This is a genomic window from Herbiconiux sp. A18JL235, assembly GCF_040939305.1.
Taxonomy (GTDB): domain Bacteria; phylum Actinomycetota; class Actinomycetes; order Actinomycetales; family Microbacteriaceae; genus Herbiconiux.
Genome location: NZ_CP162511.1, coordinates 925,969 through 947,048 on the forward strand (window position 1 = coordinate 925,969; position 21,080 = coordinate 947,048).

Annotated in this window: 16 protein-coding genes, 1 tRNA gene and 1 other RNA gene; 12 read left to right on the plus strand and 6 right to left on the minus strand. The window is 71.0% G+C overall.

The genetic code is table 11. From position 1 onward, the window contains the following. Nucleotides 1–324 precede the first annotated feature (324 nt). Complete coding sequence (locus ABFY20_RS04300) at nucleotides 325–1,851, plus strand: MFS transporter (protein WP_368498709.1); 1,527 nt, start codon at nucleotides 325–327, stop codon at nucleotides 1,849–1,851. A 139-nt stretch (nucleotides 1,852–1,990) separates the two neighbouring features. On the opposite strand, the gene ABFY20_RS04305 is transcribed toward ABFY20_RS04300, so the two are convergent. The 4 genes from ABFY20_RS04305 to ABFY20_RS04320 form a co-directional block, all read right to left on the minus strand. After that, entirely contained in the window at nucleotides 1,991–4,402 is a 2,412-nt protein-coding gene (locus ABFY20_RS04305) for a heavy metal translocating P-type ATPase (RefSeq protein WP_368498710.1), read from the minus strand. Then, nucleotides 4,399–4,746 (minus strand): heavy-metal-associated domain-containing protein, encoded by a 348-nt coding sequence (locus ABFY20_RS04310; protein WP_368498711.1) that lies wholly within the window; start codon nucleotides 4,744–4,746, stop codon nucleotides 4,399–4,401. The genes ABFY20_RS04305 and ABFY20_RS04310 overlap by 4 nt, the downstream gene beginning before the upstream one ends. 84 nt (nucleotides 4,747–4,830) lie before the next feature. Next, on the minus strand, nucleotides 4,831–5,547 hold the full coding sequence (locus tag ABFY20_RS04315) for a hypothetical protein (RefSeq protein WP_368498712.1): 717 nt from the start codon (nucleotides 5,545–5,547) through the stop codon (nucleotides 4,831–4,833). A 95-nt stretch (nucleotides 5,548–5,642) separates the two neighbouring features. Continuing rightward, the gene (locus ABFY20_RS04320; RefSeq protein ID WP_368498713.1) at nucleotides 5,643–6,986 is read right to left on the minus strand and encodes an ion channel protein; all 1,344 of its coding nucleotides are present in this window, start codon (nucleotides 6,984–6,986) and stop codon (nucleotides 5,643–5,645) included. A 111-nt stretch (nucleotides 6,987–7,097) separates the two neighbouring features. On the opposite strand from ABFY20_RS04320, the gene ABFY20_RS04325 reads away from it, so the two are divergent. From ABFY20_RS04325 to ABFY20_RS04350, 6 genes are all read left to right on the plus strand, one after another. Further along, complete coding sequence (locus ABFY20_RS04325; protein WP_368498714.1) at nucleotides 7,098–9,578, plus strand: phosphoketolase; 2,481 nt, start codon at nucleotides 7,098–7,100, stop codon at nucleotides 9,576–9,578. Between the two features lie 280 nt (nucleotides 9,579–9,858). Further along, nucleotides 9,859–10,296 carry a DUF3151 domain-containing protein gene (locus tag ABFY20_RS04330; RefSeq protein WP_368498715.1) on the plus strand — a complete coding sequence of 146 codons (438 nt, stop codon included), beginning with the start codon at nucleotides 9,859–9,861 and terminating at the stop codon, nucleotides 10,294–10,296. Nucleotides 10,297–10,479: 183 nt separating this feature from the next. Further along, complete coding sequence (locus ABFY20_RS04335) at nucleotides 10,480–11,673, plus strand: sensor histidine kinase (RefSeq protein ID WP_368498716.1); 1,194 nt, start codon at nucleotides 10,480–10,482, stop codon at nucleotides 11,671–11,673. Further along, nucleotides 11,670–12,365: a response regulator gene (locus tag ABFY20_RS04340; RefSeq protein WP_368498717.1), complete on the plus strand. Its 696-nt coding sequence runs from the start codon at nucleotides 11,670–11,672 to the stop codon at nucleotides 12,363–12,365. The genes ABFY20_RS04335 and ABFY20_RS04340 overlap by 4 nt, the downstream gene beginning before the upstream one ends. A 142-nt stretch (nucleotides 12,366–12,507) precedes the next feature. Beyond that, a complete protein-coding gene (locus tag ABFY20_RS04345; RefSeq protein WP_368498718.1) occupies nucleotides 12,508–13,269 on the plus strand; it encodes an ABC transporter ATP-binding protein in 762 nt (253 codons plus the stop codon). Continuing rightward, the gene (locus tag ABFY20_RS04350; RefSeq protein ID WP_368498719.1) at nucleotides 13,266–14,666 is read left to right on the plus strand and encodes an FtsX-like permease family protein; all 1,401 of its coding nucleotides are present in this window, start codon (nucleotides 13,266–13,268) and stop codon (nucleotides 14,664–14,666) included. The genes ABFY20_RS04345 and ABFY20_RS04350 overlap by 4 nt, the downstream gene beginning before the upstream one ends. A 59-nt stretch (nucleotides 14,667–14,725) precedes the next feature. Here the strand turns inward: ABFY20_RS04350 and ABFY20_RS04355 are convergent. Further along, nucleotides 14,726–14,813 (minus strand) — tRNA-Ser (locus ABFY20_RS04355). An 81-nt stretch (nucleotides 14,814–14,894) separates the two neighbouring features. Continuing rightward, nucleotides 14,895–15,554, minus strand: a complete 660-nt coding sequence (locus tag ABFY20_RS04360) for an SDR family oxidoreductase (protein ID WP_368498720.1) — start codon at nucleotides 15,552–15,554, stop codon at nucleotides 14,895–14,897. A 59-nt stretch (nucleotides 15,555–15,613) separates the two neighbouring features. Between ABFY20_RS04360 and ffs the strand changes: the two genes are divergently transcribed. The 5 genes from ffs (at nucleotide 15,614) to ABFY20_RS04385 (ending at nucleotide 21,002) form a co-directional block, all read left to right on the plus strand. Then, nucleotides 15,614–15,710, plus strand: an RNA gene (ffs, locus tag ABFY20_RS04365) — signal recognition particle sRNA small type. A gap of 85 nt (nucleotides 15,711–15,795) precedes the next feature. Then, nucleotides 15,796–16,521 carry a hypothetical protein gene (locus tag ABFY20_RS04370; RefSeq protein ID WP_368498721.1) on the plus strand — a complete coding sequence of 242 codons (726 nt, stop codon included), beginning with the start codon at nucleotides 15,796–15,798 and terminating at the stop codon, nucleotides 16,519–16,521. Between the two features lie 91 nt (nucleotides 16,522–16,612). Then, on the plus strand, nucleotides 16,613–17,269 hold the full coding sequence (locus tag ABFY20_RS04375) for a hypothetical protein (RefSeq protein WP_368498722.1): 657 nt from the start codon (nucleotides 16,613–16,615) through the stop codon (nucleotides 17,267–17,269). Nucleotides 17,270–17,457: 188 nt separating this feature from the next. Next, nucleotides 17,458–19,809: a phosphate acetyltransferase gene (gene pta, locus ABFY20_RS04380; protein ID WP_368498723.1), complete on the plus strand. Its 2,352-nt coding sequence runs from the start codon at nucleotides 17,458–17,460 to the stop codon at nucleotides 19,807–19,809. Continuing rightward, entirely contained in the window at nucleotides 19,806–21,002 is a 1,197-nt protein-coding gene (locus tag ABFY20_RS04385) for an acetate/propionate family kinase (protein ID WP_368498724.1), read from the plus strand. The genes pta and ABFY20_RS04385 overlap by 4 nt, the downstream gene beginning before the upstream one ends. Nucleotides 21,003–21,080: the final 78 nt, after the last annotated feature.

Consider the following 21,080-nt stretch of genomic DNA (forward strand, 5'->3'; position numbering starts at 1 on the left):
CTGCGCCACGTCACTCCGCCCTACTCTGGCGCGATGGAGCTGCGCTACCCTGTGTTCCTCCTGGCGGCCCTGCTCAGGCGTAGCCGTCGGAGCTCTCGACCGAGCAGGAGCTCCGCCGCGCCTGATAGGAGGTGTCGCGAGGGCCCTGCCCGCCAGCGCGACCCCACGCCCGCTGCGACGCGGCAAGACCGAAGCTGAGAAACACCCGTGCGATTTTGTTGACCTAGGCGTACGGTCGGTCGAGCCGCCGGCGTCCCTCGCATTCGCCCCGTGACCGACCGGCACAAGCGAGACGCACGACGCGAGATTCAGACGGAGGTAGTCATGTCGTCGAACACGGATGCGGCCGGCAGGTCGAAAGAACCCGACCAGGCACCGAGGACGGTGAGGAGCCTCGTTCCGGCGAGGATGGACCGGTTGCCGTGGACGAGGTTCCACTGGATGGTCGTCTTCGGCCTCGGTGTCTCCTGGATCCTCGACGGCCTCGAGATCCAGATCATCGCCTCGAACGGCTTCCAGGCCGAACTCGGCATGGACTCCGCGCAGGTCGGCCTCGCCGGCACCATCTACCTGGTCGGCCAGGTGGTCGGCGCGCTCGTGTTCGGCAGACTCTCCGACAGGTTCGGGCGCAAGAAGCTGTTCATCATCACCCTCGCCATCTACCTCGTGGGGTCGGCGCTCGCCGGCCTCAGCCCGAACATGGAGTTCCTGTTCGTGATGCGCTTCATCGCCGGCCTCGGCATCGGCGGCGAATACGCGGCGATCAACTCGGCGATCGACGAACTCATCCCGAGCCACTACCGCGGCCGCATCGACATCGCCATCAACGGCACCTACTGGGGCGGCGCGGCACTCGGCTCGGTCGCGAACCTGTTCTTCCTGAACCCCGACAACTTCGCCGAGAACATCGGCTGGCGCCTCGCCTTCTTCATCGGCCCGGTGCTCGGCCTCGTCATGATCTACATGCGCCGGCACATCCCCGAGAGCCCGCGCTGGCTGATGACCCACGGCAAGGAGGATGTCGCCGAGAAGACCGTCGACGACATCGAGGCCCGCGTCGAGAAGGAGTCGGGCAAGAAGCTCGACCCGGTTCCCGACGACCAGGCGATCGAGGTGAAGCCGCTCGACCGCATCCCGTTCATGAAGATCGCGAGCGTGCTCATCCGCGACTACCCGAACCGCACCGTGGTGGGCCTCACCATGATGATCACGCAGTCGTTCCTCTACAACGCCATCTTCTTCACCTATGCGCTGGCGCTGCAGAACTTCTACGGGGTCGAGAACGATGCGGTGCAGTACTTCTTCTTCCCCTTCGCGATCGGCAACCTGATCGGCCCGCTGGTGCTCGGCCCGCTGTTCGACACCTGGGGCCGGCGCAAGATGATCCTGCTCACCTACGGGCTGTCGGGCATCATCCTCACCGTCTCGGGCTTCCTGTTCCAGGCGGATGTGCTGAACGCCACCACGCAGACCGTGTTCTGGTGCGTCGCGTTCTTCTTCGCGAGTGCCGGCGCATCCTCCGCCTACCTCACGGTGAGCGAGCTGTTCCCGCTCGAGATGCGCTCGCAGGTCATCTCGTACTTCTTCTCGATCGCGCAGATCGCCGGATCGGTCGCCCCCCTGCTGTTCGCCTCTCTCATCGGCGACGGCGAAGACCGCGGCCCCATCACCATCGGCTACATCGGTGCGGGCCTGCTCATGGTGGTGGGCGGTGTCATCTCGTTCATCTTCGGGGTGAACGCCGAACGCAAGCCGCTCGAGGCCATCACCAACCCGCTCTCGGCCGTCTCGGAGGGCAAGCTCAACGTCGACGGCGAACGCACCACGCGGGCACGCAAGCAGCGCACCTAGCGTCGGCGCGCATCCGCCGGCCTGGGCCGGTCTCTGTCGCGAAGTGCTCGAAACCCGCGGGTTTCGGGCACTTCGCGCGTGCAGGCCGAGCGGATGCGCGGGGCGGGTTCTCCACGGCCGAGCGGATGCGCGGGGCGGGTCAGCTGAAGCGACGCAGGCGCAGGCTGTTGGTCACCACGAAGACCGAGGAGAAGGCCATGGCTGCCCCCGCGAGCAGCGGGTTGAGAAGGCCGAACATGGCGAGGGGGATCGCCGCGACGTTGTAGGCGAAGGCCCAGAACAGATTGCCCTTGATGATGCCGAGGGTGGTTCGCGACAGCCGGATCGCGGTGGCCGCGGTGCGCAGGTCGCCCCCGATGACGGTGATGTCGCCGGCGGCGATGGCTGCGTCGGTTCCGTCGCCCATGGCGAGCGCGAGGTCGGCGGCGGCGAGCGCCGCTGCGTCGTTCACTCCGTCGCCGGCCATCGCCACGACGTGCCCCTGCCGTTGCAGCGACCGGATGGCGTCGAGCTTGCCGGCCGGCGTCACTCCCGCCCTCACGTCGTCGATGCCCACGGCGCGGGCGACGGAGGCGGCTGCCCCCGGGTTGTCTCCCGTGAGCAGTACGGGCGTGAGCCCGAGTGCCCGGAACTCCTCGACGGCTCGGGCGCTGGTGGGCTTGACGGTGTCGGCGACGGCGATGAGTCCGAGCGCGACGCCGTCGGCGGCGACGGCGACGACGGTCGCTCCCTGCGACTCGAGTGCGGCTGCGCGTGCGGTGAGCGGCCCGGTGTCGACCCGCCACCGGTCGGCCAGCCACGACAGCCTGCCGGCGGCGACCGCTCGCCCGCCGACCACGCCCTGCACTCCTGCTCCGGCATGTGCCTCGAAGCCGTCGGCCCGCGGGGCGCCGCCGGAGGTGGCCCGCACGATCGCCCGGGCCACCGGATGCTCGGAGCCCTCCTCGACGGTCGCCGCGAGGGCCAGCAGCTCGGCGACCCCCGCGTCCGCGGCTGCGCCGGGAGGAGCGTCCGAGCATGTACCCCGAGCTGCGCCCGAGTCCCCGTCAGCGTCTCCGCCCGGCGCTGCGCCCGAGCCTCTGCCCGAAGCTCCACGAGGCGCGCCGAGCGCACCGTTCTCCGCGACCACCACCTCCCGCACCGTCATCTCGCCGCGGGTCACCGTGCCGGTCTTGTCGAGCACGATCGTGTCGACGCGTCGGGTCTGTTCGAGCACCTGTGGCCCGCGGATGAGGATGCCGAGCTGCGACCCCCGCCCCGTTCCCACGAGCAGTGCCGTCGGCGTCGCGAGGCCGAGCGCGCACGGGCAGGCGATGATGAGGGTCGCCACTCCCGCCGTGAACGCCATGTCGAGCGACGCCCCGGCGAGAAGCCAGCCGCCGAAGGCGATGAGCGCGAGTGCCATCACGACGGGAACGAACACTCCGGAGATGCGGTCGGCGAGGCGCTGCGCCTGCGCCTTGCCTGTCTGCGCCTCCTCCAGCAGACGCCCCATCCTCGCAAGTTCGGTGTCGGCGCCCACCCGGGTGAGTTCGACGACGAGCCTGCCCCCCGCCACGATGGTGGCCCCCGTCACCCGCGACCCCGGCGCGACCTCGACCGGCACCGACTCCCCGGTGACGAGGCTCGTGTCGACGGCGGAAGCGCCCTCGAGCACCACGCCGTCGGCGGCGATCTTCTCGCCCGGGCGCACGACGATGACGTCGCCCACCTGAAGCTCGTCGGTCGCGACCCGGTGCTCCGTCCCGTCGCGCAGCACCGACGCGTCTTTCGCGGCGAGCGAGAGCAGCGCCCGCAGTGCCTCGGTCGACGACCTCTTCGCCCGCGACTCGATGAAGCGCCCGGCGAGGATGAACACGGTCACCGCCGCGGCCACCTCGAGGTAGATCTCGTCGGCTCCGCCCTCCGGTGTGCCGAGCAGCGTGAACGACATGTGCATGCCGGGCCGGCCGGCGGAGCCGAACACCAGCGCGTAGAGCGACCAGCCGTAGGCGGCGAGCACCCCCACGCTGATCAGCGTGTCCATCGTGGCCGTCCCGTGGCGAGCGTTCACCGCCGCCGCGCGGTGGAACGGCAGCGCACCCCAGACCACCACAGGGGTCGCGAGCGCGAGGGCGACCCACTGCCAGCCGTCGAACTGCAGCACGGGCACCATCGACATCAGCGCCACGGGCACCGCCAGCACCCCCGACACGACGAGCCGCCGCAGCAGAACGCGCGCTGCCCGGTCGGCGGCGGAGCGGCCGGCCGCTCCTTCTGCCGCATCGCTGCCGTGCCGCAGCGGGGAGGAGGCGGATGCGGCGCCCCCGTCGATGAGGGAGGTGCTCGGCGCATCGGCCGGCGCCGGGAGCCACGCCGAGTAACCCGCCGCCTCGATGGCGGCGACCAGCTCGGGGGTCTCGACTCCGTCGCTGCGCACCCGCGCCTTCTCGGTGGCGTAGTTCACGGTGGCCTCGACGCCGGGCAGCTTGTTGAGCTTGCGCTCGATGCGGTTCGCGCACGACGCACAGGTCATGCCGCCGATGTCGAGTTCGACGTCGAAAGTGCTCACGGCCGCGGGGCGAGCGTGTAGCCGGCCTCCTCGACGGCCGCGCGCAGGGCGTCGGCGTCGGGCCGTGCGTCGCCGGCGGCGATGACGCGCACGGTCGACGCCCCGCCCACCACGAGCTCGACGCTGACCGACCCGACCCCCTCGACCTCAGACACCTCCTCGGTGACGCTCGAGACGCAGTGCGCGCAGGTCATGCCCTCCACCATCAGCGTCGTGACGGCTCCGTCGCCCACGGTGTCGAGGGCGACCGCGTGATCGGAGTGATGGCCCCCGGGTGCGCAGCACGCGCATCCGTCACCCCCGCGCGTCGTCAGTCCCAGGTCGCGGATTCCCTCGCTGTGCATGATGGTGAACTCCTCCACGGCTCGACACCGCCACTCGGCGGCCTCCTCCGAGCATACCCCCACCCGGTATGTTAGGCGAGAGGCTCAGGCGATGACGAGGCTCGCCGGCGACATGAGCGCGATGAGCACGAGGGTGAACAGGGCGATGGTGCCGGCCACCGCGAGCCGTCCTGCCCACGGCCACCGCTCGAACCAGTAGATGAGTTCGGGCATCTCGCTGCGCAGCCGGTCGGCGGTGATGGGGTCGTCGAGGCGTTGCACGGGTGCCCCGAAGGCTGTGGCCACGGCGTCGATGTCGTCGTTCGACCAGAACTCCCCGCGCATGCGCAGCAACGGCTCGCCCAGAGTGTCGAGCAGGAAGAGCTGCCGGGTGGTCTCGGTGGTCGCCCCGCGGTAGATGTCGACGATGAGCGCCGTCGCGACGCGCTTGGCCGGCACCCGGTTCTGGTGCACGAAGAAGCCCCGCTCGATGAGTCCGTCGCGTTCGAGGCGGATGCTCACCCCTCGCAGCAGCGCCACCGCGGCCAGGTAGAGGGCGAGGATGAACAGGGCGGCGATGATCACTCGCGGCCAGCTGCCGCGGGGGATGGCGAACCACAGCATCGCCGCCAGGATCGGCAGCGTCAGCGCGGCGACCACGAGCCGGGTCTGCCGGATGAGCTGCGACCGCGGCCGGAGCGTTCGGGCGTCACCAGGCTCCCGCCGGGTTGCCGGCTCGCCCGCCGCCCGCGCGCCGTGCGCAGGGACGGAGGCGTCGACCCCGCCCGAGGGCAGAGTTCCACCCCGCTCTCCCTCACCCATGGCTTCAGGATACGTGCCCCGTTCGGGGCGCGACAGCGGCCGTCCGGGGGACACGACTCAGCCAACACCCAGCCCGCACCCGTGAGCCGGCCAGGTCAGAGCACCGGGCGGCGACGGAAGGGGTTGTGCACGCGGTTCGTGTCGGGCACCTCGGCCACCACCATCTCCGGAGCACGCGAGACCAGCAGCCAGGCGGGCAGGATGGCGATGCACAGGAGGGGCAGCGCCACCACGCTGCCCGTGATGAGCGTCGCGACGAAGAGCGCGATCCACCCGTCGCGGGCAATGGCGAGAACCATGCCGAGCACCCCTGCCCCGACGGCGAGCGTGAGCGGGACGGCCGGCATCAGCACGGTCGCGTACATGCCGAACGCGACGCCGAGGAAGACCGCGGGGAAGATGTGCCCGCCGCGGAAGCCCGACGCTCCCGCCACCGCGAGCGCGATCAGCTTCACGCCGAAGATCGACAGCAGCTGCAGGCCCGAGTACTCGTTCGAGTTCGAGATGAGCTCGCCCATCTGCGCGAGCCCCTTGAACAGCGTGATCTCGCCGCCGAGAGCGCCGAGCAGCCCCAGCACGACGCCGCCGAGCGTAATGTAGACGAGCGGGTTGCCGAAGCCGTGGAAGAGGCGGTGCAACGCCCGGAACAGCACCACGCAGATGACACCGAACACGGCGGCGGCGACGGCGATGCCCGCCCCGCTCACCAGGTCGATCGGCGCGATCGTGTCGTAGGAGGGCAGCGGCAGCTCGAAGGTCGGCTTGGCGAGGAGCCGCATCGTCACCGAGCCGGCCCCGGCGGCGACGAGGGGCAGGAACAGTCTGTCCCACAGCGCGCCGCCACGCGGGAACGCGGCGACGATGCCCGTCAGCACCAGCGCGGCGGCAACCGGCGTACCGAACAGCGCCCCGACGGTGCCGGCCGCCGCCATCATCACCGTCAGCTGCACGGGGACCCGTTGGAACATCCGCCCCACCACCGCAGCCATGAGGCCGGCGTTGATGGCGATGATCGGGTTCTCCGGCCCCAGACTCACCCCGCCCGCGAGGCCGAGGGTGGCCACGAGGGCGAGCGTCGGCAGGGAGCGCAGTGGCAGCGGGGCGGCGATGAGCTCGGTGGTGGCCGAGTCGCGGCCGCCGTGGCCGGGAAGCTGCCACACCACGAGGCCCACCGCGATGCCCGTCGTCGTCAGCACCGTGAAGATGAAGAACCCGTTCGACGGGTCGAGGCCCGTCGCAGCGGGGAAGGTGTGCCAGATGAGGCCCTCCAGCCACTCCGAGAGCTCGTCGAGCCCGAACAGGATGAGCGCCGACACCGCTCCGACGAGGAGCGCGGGGATCGCGAGCAGCAACTGCTGACCTGTCGCCGGGGCGGCGTCGGGTGCCGGATGCGGCGCACCGCCGGGCGCGGGAACGGCGTCGGGTGATGCAGCGGTCACGGTTCTCCCAGATTCGAGCGGCTGGCCCGAGAGTAATGCACAGGGGGCGCACTGTGCACTCGTTCTCCACAACCCCTGGCCGCGGTCGGCGCGCCTTCCTAGGCTGGGGCCATGAGCGAGCACAGCACCACCGACCCTGTTGCACTCGAGGTCGTCGACGCCTGGTGGCGCGCGGCCAACTACCTCTCCGTCGGGCAGATCTACCTGCTCGGCGACGACCCCCTCCTCGAGAAACCCCTGACGCCCGAGTCGATCAAGCCGAGGCTGCTCGGCCACTGGGGCACCACCCCCGCGCTCAACCTGGTGTGGGCGCACCTCAACAAGCAGATCGTCGAGCGCGGCTGCGACGTCATCTACCTCGCCGGCCCGGGGCACGGCGGCCCGGGTGTCGTGGCGAACGCCTGGCTCGACGAGACCTACTCCGAGCTCTTCCCGCGCATCCCCTTCGACCGCGAGGGCATCTCGCGGCTGTTCCGGCAGTTCTCGTTCCCGGGCGGCATCCCGTCGCACGCGGCGCCCGAGACCCCCGGGTCCATCAATGAGGGAGGCGAGCTCGGCTACTCTCTCGTCCACGCCTACGGGGCGGTGCTCGACAACCCGGGCCTCATCGCCGCCTGCGTGATCGGCGACGGGGAGGCCGAGACGGCGACGCTCGCCACGAGCTGGCACCTCAACAAGTTCCTCGACCCAGCGAGCGACGGGGCGGTGCTCCCCATCCTCAACCTCAACGGCTACAAGATCGCCAACCCCACCCTGCTTGCCCGCATCCCCGAAGACGAACTGCGGTCGCTGTTCATCGGCTACGGCTATTCGCCCCGGATCGTCGAGGGCGGTTTCGACGGCGAAGATCCGATGCTCGTGCACGAGCGCTTCGCCGCCGTGCTCTCCGAGGCGCTCGACGACATCGTCGCCATCCAGGCAGCCGCCCGCGACGGCTCCGACTCGACCCGCCCGCCCTGGCCCATGATCGTGCTGAAAACCCCCAAGGGCTGGACGGGCCCGAAGACCGTCGACGGCCTCCCCGTCGAGAACACGTGGCGGGCCCACCAGGTGCCGTTGTCGGGGGTGCGCGACAATCCCGAGCACCTCGCCCAGCTGGAGGGGTGGCTGCGCAGCTACCGCCCCGAAGAGCTGTTCGACGCCGAACGCGACGGCCGGCCCTCGGCCGTGCTCGACGCCGCCCGGCCCAGCGGTCAGCTGCGCATGAGTGCCAACCCGCACGCGAACGGCGGTCTGCTGCGCAGGTCTCTCGGGCTGCCGCCGCTCGAGCCGCACGCCGTCGACGTCTCCGAGGGGCGCGGCGTCGTGGTCGAACCCACGCGCGTGCTCGGCCGGTGGCTGCGCGACCTGATGGCCGAGAACCCCGACACCTTCCGCATCTTCGGGCCCGACGAGGTGGCGTCGAACCGCCTCGACGACGTGTACGAGGTCACCGCGAAGCAGTGGGAGGGCGAGGTGCTCGACACCGACGCGAACCTCGCGCGCGACGGGCGGGTCATCGAGGTGCTGAGTGAGAACCTCGCCCAGGGCCTGCTCGAGGGCTATCTGCTCACCGGCCGGCACGGGCTGTTCACCTCGTACGAGGCCTTCATCCACATCGTTGACTCCATGTTCAACCAGTACGCGAAGTGGCTGGAGTCGAGCGCCGAGGTGGAGTGGCGGCGCCCCGTCTCCTCCTTCACCTACCTCCTCTCCTCCCACGTCTGGCGGCAAGACCACAACGGCTTCTCACACCAAGACCCCGGGTTCCTCGACCACGTCGTCAACAAGAAGGCGAGCGTCGTGCGGGTGTACCTGCCGCCGGATGCGAACACCCTGCTGGTCACCGCCGAGCACTGCTTCGCCACCCGCGACTACGTGAACGTGATCGTCGCCGGCAAGCAGCCCACCGCCAGCCTGCTCTCCCTCGAGGAGGCGCGCACGCACGGTGCCCGCGGCCTGAGCGTGTGGGAGTGGGCGGGCACGGAGCGCCCGGGCGAGGAGCCCGACGTGGTGGTCGCCGCGGCCGGCGACATCCCGACCGTGGAGGCGATGGCGGCGGTGCAGATCCTCCGGCACGAGATCCCCGACCTCGCGGTGCGGTTCGTGAACGTCGTCGACCTGATGCGCCTGCAAGACGAGTCGGAGCATCCGCACGGCCTCGACCACGAGTCGTTCGACGCGGTGTTCACCGTCGACAAGCCCGTCGTGTTCGCCTTCCACGGCTACCCGTCGCTCATCCACCGCCTCACCTACCGGCGAACGAACCACGCGAACATCCACGTACGCGGGTTCAAGGAGATGGGCACCACCACGACGCCGTTCGACATGCTCATGCTGAACGACCTCGACCGGTTCCGTCTGGTGATGGACGTCATCCGGCGCGTTCCACGCCTCACCACCGCCTACGCGGCGTTGTCGCAGAAGATGGACGACGCGCGCGCCGAGCACCGCGCCTACACGCGACGCCACGGTGAAGACATGCCCGACGTCACGGGGTCGGCCGGGTTGCCGTTCGACCGGTCGGGCGGGTCGGGCGGAGCGCTCGACTCCGAGGGGTCGAGCGAGGGGCCGAACGACGCCGCCGTCGACACGGGCGGCGACAACGGGTAGCGTCTCTCGCCCGTTTCGCCGTGAGCGCACGAGAAGTGCTTTACAACGGATGCACGGAGGCGTTGAATAGGGCATCCACCTCTTCGGTGGAACCACCTACGAAAGGAGTCGACTATGACAGGCCAGATCGCATCGGGCTCGATTCAGAAGGTGACGGGAGCCCGGGCTCACTGAGCCCCGCCCCGCATTTCCAGTTCGATTCCAGAAGACGCCCCGGTCGTGCAGGCCGGGGCGTCTCGTCGTTCTCCGGGCCCCTGCGCGGCGCGGGTACGATCGAAGGATGAGCAGCGAGAACCTCCTGGGCGTGCCCCCGACCTACCTCACCGACGACCCGGCCGTGCGTGAGGCGCTCGCCGGAGCCATCGGCTTCGACGTCGACGACGTGCTCGAGCAGACGGTGCGCGACCACCCCACCTCCTCGCTCGCCTGGGCCGTGCTCGCCGACCGTGCCTGGTCGCGTCGCGAACTCGTGCAGTCGTACGCCTACGCCCGCGTCGGCTATCACCGCGGTCTCGATGCCCTCCGCCGCGGCGGCTGGAAGGGCCAGGGCCCGGTGCCGTGGTCGCACGAGGGCAACCGGGGCGTGCTGCTGTCGCTCTACATGCTCCGCCGCGCAGCCGAGGGCATCGGCGAGACCGACGAGGTCAGCCGCCTCACCGACTTCCTCGACGGCGCCGACCCCGCCGCCATCCCCGCCATCGAGGCGGGCGACCGCTAGCACTGGCCCACCACGCCTCGCAAGGGAGCTTCTGCGAAGGCTTCCGCACGACGGATGCTCGACCCGTGTGCGACCGGATACTCCGTCGTGCGCACGCCTGCCGTGTACATCTCGAGGATGATTTCCGTGGGTTCGCCGTCGAGCGCCTCGAGCATCGTCGGCGCAGACCGTAGCGTGAAAGGCATGATCCGCTCCCTCCGTCCGGCGCAGCTGGCGATCGACGTGGGCCTCGCCGCCGCGTGCGTGCTGCTCCGGGTGGCGATCGGCATCGACGGCATCGCCCTCACGGTCGTCGTCGTCGCGATGGGCGTCGCCCTCGCCCTGCGCAGGCTGAGCCCCGCGCTCGCACTCGGCGTCGCCTGGCTGGGCGCCGTCGTGCAGCTCGCATCGGTGCTGCCGCCCGACATCGCGAACCTCGCCATCCTTCCCGTGCTCTATGCGACGGCACGCCGCGGCACAGCAGCGATGAAATGGGTGGGGCTGGCTTCGGCGGTTCTCGGCGCACTGGTCGCCACCGGCTACCTCACGGCGGTCTCCTACCGGAGCGCGATCGTGGGGGAGGTCGCCCCGCCGGAGCCCTCCCGGGTGGTCGTGACCGCGACGATCCTGCTCTCCGCCTCCGCGGCGAGCCTGGTGCTCAGTTGGACGCTCGGGCTCCTGGCCCGCACCTGGTCGGCCGCGCGGGAGAGCCGCCGCCGGGAGACCCTGGCGGAGCAGACCGTGGCGATCGAACAGGAGCGCAACCGCATCGCCCGCGACATGCACGACGTCGTCGCCCACTCCCTGGCTGTGGTGATCGCCCAGGCCGATGGTGCGCGCTACGCCCGAGCGACCGATCCCGACGCCGTCGACTCCTCGCTGGTCGCGATCTCCTCCACGGCGCGCGAGGCGCTCGCCGATGTGCGCCTGCTGCTCGCGCAGCTGCGCCACGACGAGGCTCCCGGCCCGCAGCCCGTGCTCTCCGACCTCGACCGCCTCTACGACCAGCTGCGCGCCTCCGGCCTTCCGGTCGATCTGGTCGAGAGCGGAAGCCCGGCCGGGCTTCCGGCCGGCGTGCAGATCGCGGTCTTCCGCATCGTGCAGGAGGCGCTGACCAACGCCCTCCGCCACGGTTCCGGCGAAGGAGCGAGGGTGGAACTCGCCTGGCTGCCCGAGAGGGTCTCGGGAGTCGTCATCAACCGGGTCGCCACGACAGACCGAGCGGATGCCGCTGTCAAGGCCCCGGGGCACGGCATCGACGGCATGCGCGAGCGCGCCCTGCTGGCCGGCGGAACCCTCTCCGCCGGACCCCGCGACGACGGCTTCGTCGTCGACTTCACCATCCCTACCGTCCCGACCGTCCCGACCGTCCCTGACGTCTCGGGGGGCCGAGCATGACCGCCCCCGCCGCCGCGCGCATCCGGGTCGCCCTCGTCGACGACCAGGCGCTCTTCCGGGCGGGCCTGCGCATGGTCGTCTCCTCGCAACCCGACCTCGAGTTCGTGGGGGAGGCCGCCGACGGGGCGGCGGGTGCCGCCCTCGCCGATTCAGCCCTCCCCGACGTCGTGCTGATGGACGTGCGGATGCCCGTGCTCGACGGCATCGAGTCGACGAGGCGCATCCTCGAGGCCGCCGACGCCGCGCACCGCACCGTGCGGGTCATCGTGCTCACCACCTTCGACTTCGACGAGGCGGCGGCTCGCGCCATCCGGGCCGGGGCGAGCGGCTTCGTGCTGAAAGACGCCGACCCCGAGTTCCTGCTCGCCGCCATCCGCACGGTGCACGCCGGCACCTCGGTGATCGCCGCCTCAGCGGTGCACGAGCTGATCGAGCACTTCTCCGACAGGGCGACGGATGCTCCTGCCGCCCCGGCCGGCCCGAGCGAACCACGTTCCTTCGACCGTCTCACCGCCCGGGAGCAGGAGATCTTCAGGCTCGCCGCCCGCGGGCTGAGCAACGCCGAGATCGCGCGGGCCGAGTTCGTGAGCGAGGCGACGGTGAAGACGCATGTGAGCCGCATCCTCGGCAAGCTCGAGCTGCGCGACCGGGTGCAGCTCGTCGTGTTCGCGCACGAGCACCGCCTGAGCTGAGGCGGCGCGCGGCGGGCGGCGCGCGGCGGGCGGCGCGCGGTGCGCGGCCGTCTGCGCGGGCCTCGAAGGTCATCCCAGCGATGGACGGTCGTCGTCCCGTGGTCCGACGCGCCGCCCGGCCGCCGGTTCGTAGCGTCGGAGCATGCAGATCACACCCACCGACCTCGGCCTCGTCGCCCGGGTCACGCAGCTCACGAAGTCCTACGGCCGGGGGAGCACCGCCGTCACAGCGCTCGACGACGTGTCCGTCGGCATCCGGCGCGGCGAGTTCACCGCGATCATGGGCCCGAGCGGATCGGGCAAGTCGACCCTCATGCACATCATGGCCGGGCTCGACACCCCGACCTCGGGGCGGGTGTGGATCGGCGACACCGACATCTCCGCCCTCGGCGACCGCGAGCTCACGGCAATCCGGCGGCGCCGGGTCGGGTTCGTGTTCCAGTCGTTCAACCTCGTCCCGACCCTCGATGTGGAGGGGAACATCCTGCTCCCGTTCGAGCTCGACGGCCGCCGGCCGACGGCGGAGGAGCGGCTGCGCATCGACGGCCTCATCGCGTCGCTGGGGCTCGCGCCGAGACTCCGCCACCGTCCGCACGAGCTGTCGGGGGGCCAGCAGCAGCGGGTCGCGATCGTGCGTGCCCTCGGGTCGCGCCCCGACCTGGTGTTCGCCGACGAACCCACCGGCAACCTCGACTCGCGCACGGGGCGGGAGGTGCTGTCGCTCCTCGCCACGGCGAGCTCGGAGTACGGGCAGAGCATCGCCATGGTGACCCACGATCCGGTGGCAGCGAGTTACGCCGACCGCATCGTGTTCCTGGCCGATGGGCGCATCGCCGAAGAGCGCGGGCGCTCGAGCGCCGCCGAGATCAGCCGGTACATGCTGGGGATGGAGGGCGTCGCGTGAACCGCTTCCGCCTTCGCGAGCATGCGCCGAGCATCCTGGTCGCCACCCTCTCCTCGGCCTTCGGCGTCGCGCTGCTGTCGGTGACAGGGCACCTCACGGCCATCATCGCGGCCGACGACGTCACCGGTTCGAGTTCCACGGTCGCTTTCGTGCTGGCTCTGCTCGGCGGGGTCTTCATCGTCATCGCCACCTACGTGGGGGCGGTCGTGACGGCCAACACCTTCGCCACCATCATCGCGGGCCGCACCCGCACCATCGCCCTGCTCAGACTGCTCGGCGCGAGCGCGACGAGCCGGCGCCGCGCCGTGGCGGGGGAGGGGCTGCTGGTCGGGGTCGTGGGCGCGGTGCTGGGGGCGCTCCTCGGCGTGCTGGTGAGCGCGGGCCTCGTCGCCGTCGCGATGGCGAGCGGACTCGCGCCCGTGCTGTCCTACGAGTGGGTGCAGCCGGTGATCGTGCTTCCCGTGGTCGTCGTGGTGGTCACCACCTGGGCGGCATCCTGGGCCGGTTCGCGCCGGGTGCTCGACGTGTCGCCGATGCAGGCGACGGGCGGCGCCCATGAAGTGCGGTACGAGGATGCCCGCAAGGGTCGCGGCCGGAACGTCGCGGCGCTCGTGCTGCTGCTGCTCGGCGGCGGGCTGCTCGCGCTCGGTGTCGTCGTGGGCGTGGCGAACCCGGTCGGCATCCTGCCCGCGGTGCTCGGCGGGGTGCTCTCGTTCACCGGCTTCGTGCTCGGCGCACAGCTCGTCATGCCTGCCGCCCTGCGTCTCGTGGGCCGCCTGTTCGGGCGAGGTGCCAGCGCGCGACTGGCATCGGAGAACGCGGTGCGCTACCCGGAACGCAGCACCCGCACCACCATCGGCCTGGTGATCGGCGTGACCCTGGTGACGATGTTCGCCGTCGCGTCGGGGAGCTATCAGAGGGTGCTGGAGACCGCCTTCCCGGGCGGCCCCGACGGCGCGGTGCAACTCGACGCGATCATCCTCACCACCGTGGTGATCTTCTCTGTGCTGCTCGGCTTCAGCGCGCTCATCGCGGCGGTCGGCATGGTGAACAACCTGTCGCTCAGTGTGATGCAGCGCACCCGCGAACTGGGGTTGCTGCGCGCGCTCGGGTTCACCAGTGGTCAGCTGCGACGGATGATCGCCGTCGAGAGCGCACAGCTCACGGTCGCCGCGGTGCTGGTCGGGCTGCTGCTCGGCGTCTTCTACGGCTGGGCGGGTGCCCAGTCGCTGCTGGCCTCGCTGCCGGGAACAGGTGGCTTCGTGGTGCCCGTCGTGCCGCTCTGGCTGCTGGCCGCGGTGGTGGTGGCGGCGGCACTGCTCACGCTGGCCGCTTCGGTCGCGCCCACCCGCCGTGCCACCCGCATCTCCCCGGTGGTGGCGCTCGCGGTGGAGTGAACGGGCTCTCCGGCGCCGAATGCGAGAAGGCGGCAGAGAATGCTGAGGGCAGGATGTGTTGGCGGAGAATGGGGGATTCGAACCCCCGAGGGCTTGCACCCAACACGCTTTCCAAGCGTGCGCCATAGGCCACTAGGCGAATTCTCCTGACGCCGGCTTGCGCGCGACGACCTCGAACACTCTACCCGACGCTGGGCGCGGCGTCGTGCACCCCGGTCGGCGCGACGCTCAGAGGGAGCGCAGGGCGTCGGCGATCGGCACGTTGCCCGAGATCACCTCGAACTGCGTGCCGATGCCCTCGCCCGAGGTGAGCAGGCGCGCCACGATCCAGGCGACGTCGGCTCGCGGGATGGTGCCCCGCCCGGTCGACCCGTCGACGGCCACCTGCACGGTGCCGGTGGCGTGGTCGTCGGTGAGGCCGCCGGGCCGCACGATCGTGTAGTCGAGGGAGGAGGCGCGCAGCGCCGCATCCGCTTCGCTCTTCGCGCGCAGGTAGACCTGGAAGACGTCGTCGCTGGCGGGGTCGAACGAGTCGGCGGCCATCGCCGACACCATCACGTAGCGCGACACGCCTGCCGCCTCGGCGGCCGAGGCCAGCAGCACGGCGCCGTCGCGGTCGACGGTGAGCTTGCGCTCGGCGGTCGACCCCGGCCCGGCGCCCGCGGCGAACGCGACGGCGTCGATGCCCCGCGACGAGAGTTCGCCCGCCAGCGCCTCGACCGACGACTGCTCCAGGTCGAGCACGAGTGCCTGCCCGCCCGCCTCCTCGATGTCCGACGACTGTGACGCGTCACGGATGATGCCCCACACCTCGTTCCCCTCGGCGGCGAGCAGCCGTGTGGCGATGAGGGCGATCTGCCCGTGTCCTCCTGCGATGGCGATCTTCATGCTCCAAGCGAACCACCACCCGCCGACACCGGCCACCGCCCGCTCTTGCTACACTGGAGCCCGGCTCCCCGTGTGGCGCCATCCAGGCCAACTCCCCCAGGGCGGAAACGCAGCAAGGGTAACCGGGCTCTGGCGGGTGCGCGGGGAGTCCTTTCTTTTCCCTCACGGTCGTCTCATCACGGATGCGCACCGACGTCTCCGGGGGCGTTGACGTACTCCACGACGGTTGTAGCGTGGGCCCATGCGACCCGCTCAGCGTCCACACCGCATCCACGCGAACTCGCGCCCGAGCCCCCGCTCACGCAGGCGCCCCGCCCCACGGTTCGCTGTCGCCGGCCTCGTCGCGGCGGCAGCACTCGCCCTCGCGGGCTGCGCGGGAACCGGCTCCGGCGGCTCCGAAGCGACGCCGTTTCCCATCCCGAGCGTCACCGCATCCGTCCCCACCATCACCGCGACACCCCCGGCCTTCACCTCCACGGCCACGCCGACCGCCGCGCCCGAGCCCGCCCCCGCACCCGACCCGGCCGACCCCTCCACCTGGACCATCGGCTTCGACGGCATCGGTCCCATCACCCTCGGCACCCCGCTCGCCGACATCGAGGCGGCCGTGCCGCCCACCGACTCCTGCCGCCCGGGCGTCGACAGCTTCTTCGGCTCGGCGGTCGTGGCCTCGACCGACGGCGCCGACGGCGAGTCGGTCGGTCTCGTGATCTCGCAGGGCGTGGCTTCGGGCGAAGGCTCGTCGATCACCCCGCCCACCACCGCGGAGGGCATCGGCGTCGGCTCCACGATCGACGAGCTGCTCGCCGCCTACCCCGACGCCGAGCCGTACCAGGCCGTGAACTCGACGGTCTACCGCATCACCGACGGCGCCACGTACATCCACTTCGACGACTACGGCAAGGGCACCGTCCAGATCGTCGAGGTCACCTCGTCGGCCGTGAAGCCGAAGGAGTACTGCGGCTAGTCACCCGGCGCCGCGAGCGCTCCCGAGGCCCTAGAGTCTGAGCAGGCAGCTCCGACCGATCCGACGGCACGGATGCCGATGAGGGGGACTCATGAGGCTTCGAAGCGGGCTCGCGCTCACCGTTCTGTCGTTCGCGGTGGCGCTCACCGCATCCGGATGCTCGGGTGCGGACCCCGCGCCGGCCCCCACCGTCACGGTGACCGTGACGCCCAGCCCGACCGCGAGCGCCGACCCCACCGACGCGCCCACCCCGGCGATCCCCGACGCCGACTCCTACGACCCCGCCGACCCCGGCACCTGGCTGGTCTCGCTCGACGGCATCGGGCCGATGCGTCTCGGCGGCACCCTCCCCGCCCTGCAGACCGAGCTCGGCCTCACCCCCGAGACGTGCCGCGCGGGCGTCGACAGCTACAGCCTCGACGGGCTCGCATACACCGCGGTGTCGGGCATCGACGAGTCAGACCCGCAGGCGCCGATCGTGGCGGTGCGCTCGCTCGCCGTCGACTCGTTCGACCCGTCGGCGGCGGTGCCGCGCACGGCAGAGGGCATCGGCGTGGGCTCGACGGTCGAGGAGCTGCAGGCCGCGTACCCCATGATCGAGACCTACCAGAACCGGGGCGGCGAGACCGTCTACCGCGTCTCGGGCGACGAGTCGACGATCAACTTCGAGCCGATTGGCTCCGACCAGGTCGTCATCGTCACCGTCACCACCAGCGCTGAGGTCGCCTCCGAGTACTGCGGCGCCTGACCCGCGGGCCGCGCTGCCCCGCGCGCTGACTTGGTCGCGCACACTGCTCGCATTCCGCGGATTGAGAGCAATTCGCGCGACCAAGTGCGCGCCAGCCCCCGCGCGAGCCCCGCGCATCCGCCCCCCACTCCCGCGCGGGTCGCAGGCCCCCGGCCTAGAATCGGGTACGGACGACCGAAGAGGATTCCGTGACGCGACTCGACACCCCCACCCCCCGCGCCGCCGGCGTGAAGAGCATCTACATCACCTCGGTGGAGGGCCATTCCGGCAAGTCCACCGTCGCCCTCGGCGTGCTCGACATGCTGCGCCGCTCGGTGCAGCGGGTCGGCGTCTTCCGTCCCGTCGCCCGCTCGGTGAGCGCCCGCGACTACGTGCTCGAGATGCTGCTCGAGCACGACAACGCCGACATCCCCTACGAAGACGCTCTCGGCGTCACCTACGACGACGTGCACGAGAACCCGGATGCCGCACTGTCGCGCATCGTCGAACGCTACAAGGCGGTCGAACGGCAGTGCGACGCGGTCGTCATCCTCGGCAGTGACTACACCGACGTCGGCAGCCCCACCGAGCTGAGCTTCAACGCCCGCATCGCCGCGAACCTCGGCGCTCCCGTGCTCCTCGTGCTCGGCGGCCGGCGCGGACAGGGCAGCGACGAGCTCCTCGGCCAGGCCCCGCCGCGCTCGGCCGACGACATGCGGCAGATCACCGAGATCGCCCTGGTCGAGCTGCGCAACGCGCACGCCACCCTGGTCGGCATCGTGGCGAACCGCTCCGACCCCGAGAACCTCGAGAAGATCCGCGACGCGATCGGGGTCGCAGCCCGCGACGCCGTCGAAGGACTCGTGCGTGCCGCGAAGGAGTCGCCGATCGCCACCGGCGCGGTGTCGATGGTCGCGAGCGACGACGACGATGAGGATGCAGACGCGTCCGCCGCTTCCGGCGCCGGCAGCAGCGCGACGGATGCTCCTCCCGCCTCCCGCGCATCCGTCCCACTGGTCTCGGGCCCGGTGCAGCCCCGCCGCATCCCCATCTGGGCCATCCCCGAAGACCGCGTGCTCGTCGCCCCGAGCATGGCGGGCATCGTCGAGTCGATCGGCGGCACCCTCGTGATGGGCGACCACCGGCTCCTCGCCCGTGAGGCGCTCGGCGTGGTGGTGGCGGGCATGTCGATGCGCAACGTGCTGCCGCGCCTCACCGAGGGCGCCGTGGTGGTGGTGCCGGGCGATCGCGAGGAGCTGCTGCTCGCCGCCCTGATGGCGAACGCGTCGGGCACCTTCCCGTCGCTGGCGGGCATCATCCTGAACGGCGGATTCGAGATCCCCGAACCGGTCGTGCGCCTCATCAAGGGCCTCGACCCGAAGCTCCCCATCATCACCACCGAGCTCGGCACCTACGAGACCGCGGTGCGCATCACCTCGACGCGGGGCAAGCTCGCCGCCGACTCCTCGCTGAAGTACGACAACGCGCTCGCCCTGTTCGAGCAGTACGTCGACGGAGCCCAGCTGCTGCGCCTGCTCGACGTGAGCTCGAGCGACGTCGTCACCCCGCTCATGTTCGAGTACGGTCTGCTCGACCGCGCCCGCGCCGCCGACCGGCACATCGTGCTGCCCGAGGGCGACGACGATCGCGTGCTGCTCGCCGCCAACACCGTGCTGAAGCGACAGGTCGCGCGTCTCACCCTGCTCGGCGACGAGCAGGCGGTGCGGGCCCGTGCATCCGAGCTGGGCATCGACCTCGACGCAGCCGCGGTGGTGAGCCCCTTCGACCCCGAGCTCAGGCACCGTTTCGCCGAGGAGTACCAGCGCCTGCGGGCGCACCGCGGCATCACCTACGACATGGCGTACGACACCGTCTCCGACGTGTCGTACTTCGGCACGCTCATGGTGCAGCTCGGTCTCGCCGACGGCATGGTGTCGGGCGCCGCCCACACGACGGCGCACACCATCAGGCCGGCGTTCGAGATCATCAAGACCCGACCCGACGTGTCGGTGGTCTCGAGCGTGTTCCTCATGGCGCTCGCCGACCGCGTGCTGGTCTACGGCGACTGCGCCGTGGTGCCCGACCCCACGGCCGAGCAGCTCGCCGACATCGCCGTCTCCTCCGCCGCGACGGCGTCGCAGTTCGGCATCGAGCCGCGGGTCGCCATGCTGTCGTACTCGACCGGCTCGTCAGGATCGGGCGCCGACGTCGAGAAGGTGCGTCAGGCGACCGAGCTGGTGCGCGCATCCCGACCCGCGTTCCCCGTCGAGGGCCCCATCCAGTACGACGCGGCGACGGATGCGGTGGTCGCCGCCGCGAAGATGCCCGGCTCGGCGGTGGCGGGTCGTGCGACGGTGTTCATCTTCCCGGACTTGAACACCGGCAACAACACCTACAAGGCTGTTCAGCGGAGCGCCGGCGCCGTGGCCATCGGGCCCGTGCTGCAGGGGCTCAACAAGCCGATCAACGATCTTTCCCGAGGAGCGCTCGTGCCCGATATCGTGAACACCATCGCCATCACGGCCATCCAGGCCGCCACCGGGTCGGGGGCCGGGGCATGAGCGCGATCCTGGTCGTGAACAGCGGTTCGTCGTCGTTCAAGTACCAGCTCATCGAGGTGGAGTCGGAGAAGGTGCTCGCCTCGGGTCTGGTCGAGCGCATCGGCGAGTCGTCGGGCCACACGCGCCACACCACGCAGGTCGGGCTGTGGGAACGGGAGCTGCCGATCGCCGACCACACGGCCGGGTTCGAGGCGATGCTCGAGGCGTTCGCCGAGCACGGGCCGCAGCTGGCGAAGCATCCGCTCACCGCGGTGGGGCACCGGGTGGTGCACGGAGGCAAGCGGTTCCACGAGGCGACGGTCATCACCGATCTGGTGAAGATCAACATCGAAGACCTGGCCGAGCTGGCCCCACTGCACAACCCGGCGAACCTGCAGGGCATCGAGGCGGCGCAGAAGGCGTTCCCCGAGGTGCCGCAGGTGGCGGTGTTCGACACCGCGTTCCACCAGACGCTGCCGCCCGCTGCCTACACGTATGCGATCGATGCGGCACTGGCCGAGAAGCAGCGCATCCGTCGCTACGGCTTCCACGGCACCTCGCACAAGTACGTGTCGGGCGAGGCAGCCCGGTTCCTCGGGCGGGAGCTCGAGTCGACGAAGACGATCGTGCTGCACCTCGGCAACGGGGCGTCGGCGTGCGCGGTCGACGGCGGCCGCTCGGTGGAGACGTCGATGGGCATGACGCCGCTCGAAGGGCTCGTGATGGGCACGCGGTCGGGTGACATCGACCCCGCGGTGCTGTTCCACCTCAACCGCAAGACCGGCATGGGGTTCGCCGAGCTCGACGAGCTGCTCAACCGGCGCTCGGGGCTGCTCGGTCTCTCGGGCACCGGAGACATGCGCGATGTGCAGAAGGCCGCGGCCGCCGGAGACGCCGCCGCCGCTGCCGCCCTCGACGTGTACGTGCACCGGCTGCGGAGCTACGTGGGGGCCTACTACGCGCAGCTCGGGCACGTCGACGCGATCGTGTTCACCGCGGGGGTGGGGGAGAACAACCCGCTGGTGCGGGCGCGCGTGCTCGCCGGGCTCGAGGAGCTCGGCATCTCGATCGACCCCGCCCTGAACGAGCTCAGTGGTGCCGCGGCACAGGGGGCGCGGCGCATCAGCACGGCCGACTCGCGCGTGGCGGTGCTCGTGGTGCCCACGAACGAGGAACTCGAGATCGCGCGGCAGGCGGCCGCGGCGGTCGCGTAGCGGGGCGCTGCGTGCGCGCGTCGTCGCGCGAGCTGGCGTGGTCGTGAGGTGCTGCGCGCGTGCGCGGGCGGGCGCGTC

Coding starts and splice junctions, on each gene's coding strand:
- ABFY20_RS04300 (WP_368498709.1), top strand. CDS start 325: ATGTCGTCGAACACGGATGCGGCCGGCAGGTCGAAAGAACCCGACCAG.
- ABFY20_RS04310 (WP_368498711.1), bottom strand. CDS start 4,746: ATGCACAGCGAGGGAATCCGCGACCTGGGACTGACGACGCGCGGGGGT.
- ABFY20_RS04315 (WP_368498712.1), bottom strand. CDS start 5,547: ATGGGTGAGGGAGAGCGGGGTGGAACTCTGCCCTCGGGCGGGGTCGAC.
- ABFY20_RS04325 (WP_368498714.1), top strand. CDS start 7,098: ATGAGCGAGCACAGCACCACCGACCCTGTTGCACTCGAGGTCGTCGAC.
- ABFY20_RS04330 (WP_368498715.1), top strand. CDS start 9,859: ATGAGCAGCGAGAACCTCCTGGGCGTGCCCCCGACCTACCTCACCGAC.
- ABFY20_RS04335 (WP_368498716.1), top strand. CDS start 10,480: ATGATCCGCTCCCTCCGTCCGGCGCAGCTGGCGATCGACGTGGGCCTC.
- ABFY20_RS04340 (WP_368498717.1), top strand. CDS start 11,670: ATGACCGCCCCCGCCGCCGCGCGCATCCGGGTCGCCCTCGTCGACGAC.
- ABFY20_RS04345 (WP_368498718.1), top strand. CDS start 12,508: ATGCAGATCACACCCACCGACCTCGGCCTCGTCGCCCGGGTCACGCAG.
- ABFY20_RS04360 (WP_368498720.1), bottom strand. CDS start 15,554: ATGAAGATCGCCATCGCAGGAGGACACGGGCAGATCGCCCTCATCGCC.
- ABFY20_RS04370 (WP_368498721.1), top strand. CDS start 15,796: ATGCGACCCGCTCAGCGTCCACACCGCATCCACGCGAACTCGCGCCCG.
- ABFY20_RS04375 (WP_368498722.1), top strand. CDS start 16,613: ATGAGGCTTCGAAGCGGGCTCGCGCTCACCGTTCTGTCGTTCGCGGTG.
- ABFY20_RS04385 (WP_368498724.1), top strand. CDS start 19,806: ATGAGCGCGATCCTGGTCGTGAACAGCGGTTCGTCGTCGTTCAAGTAC.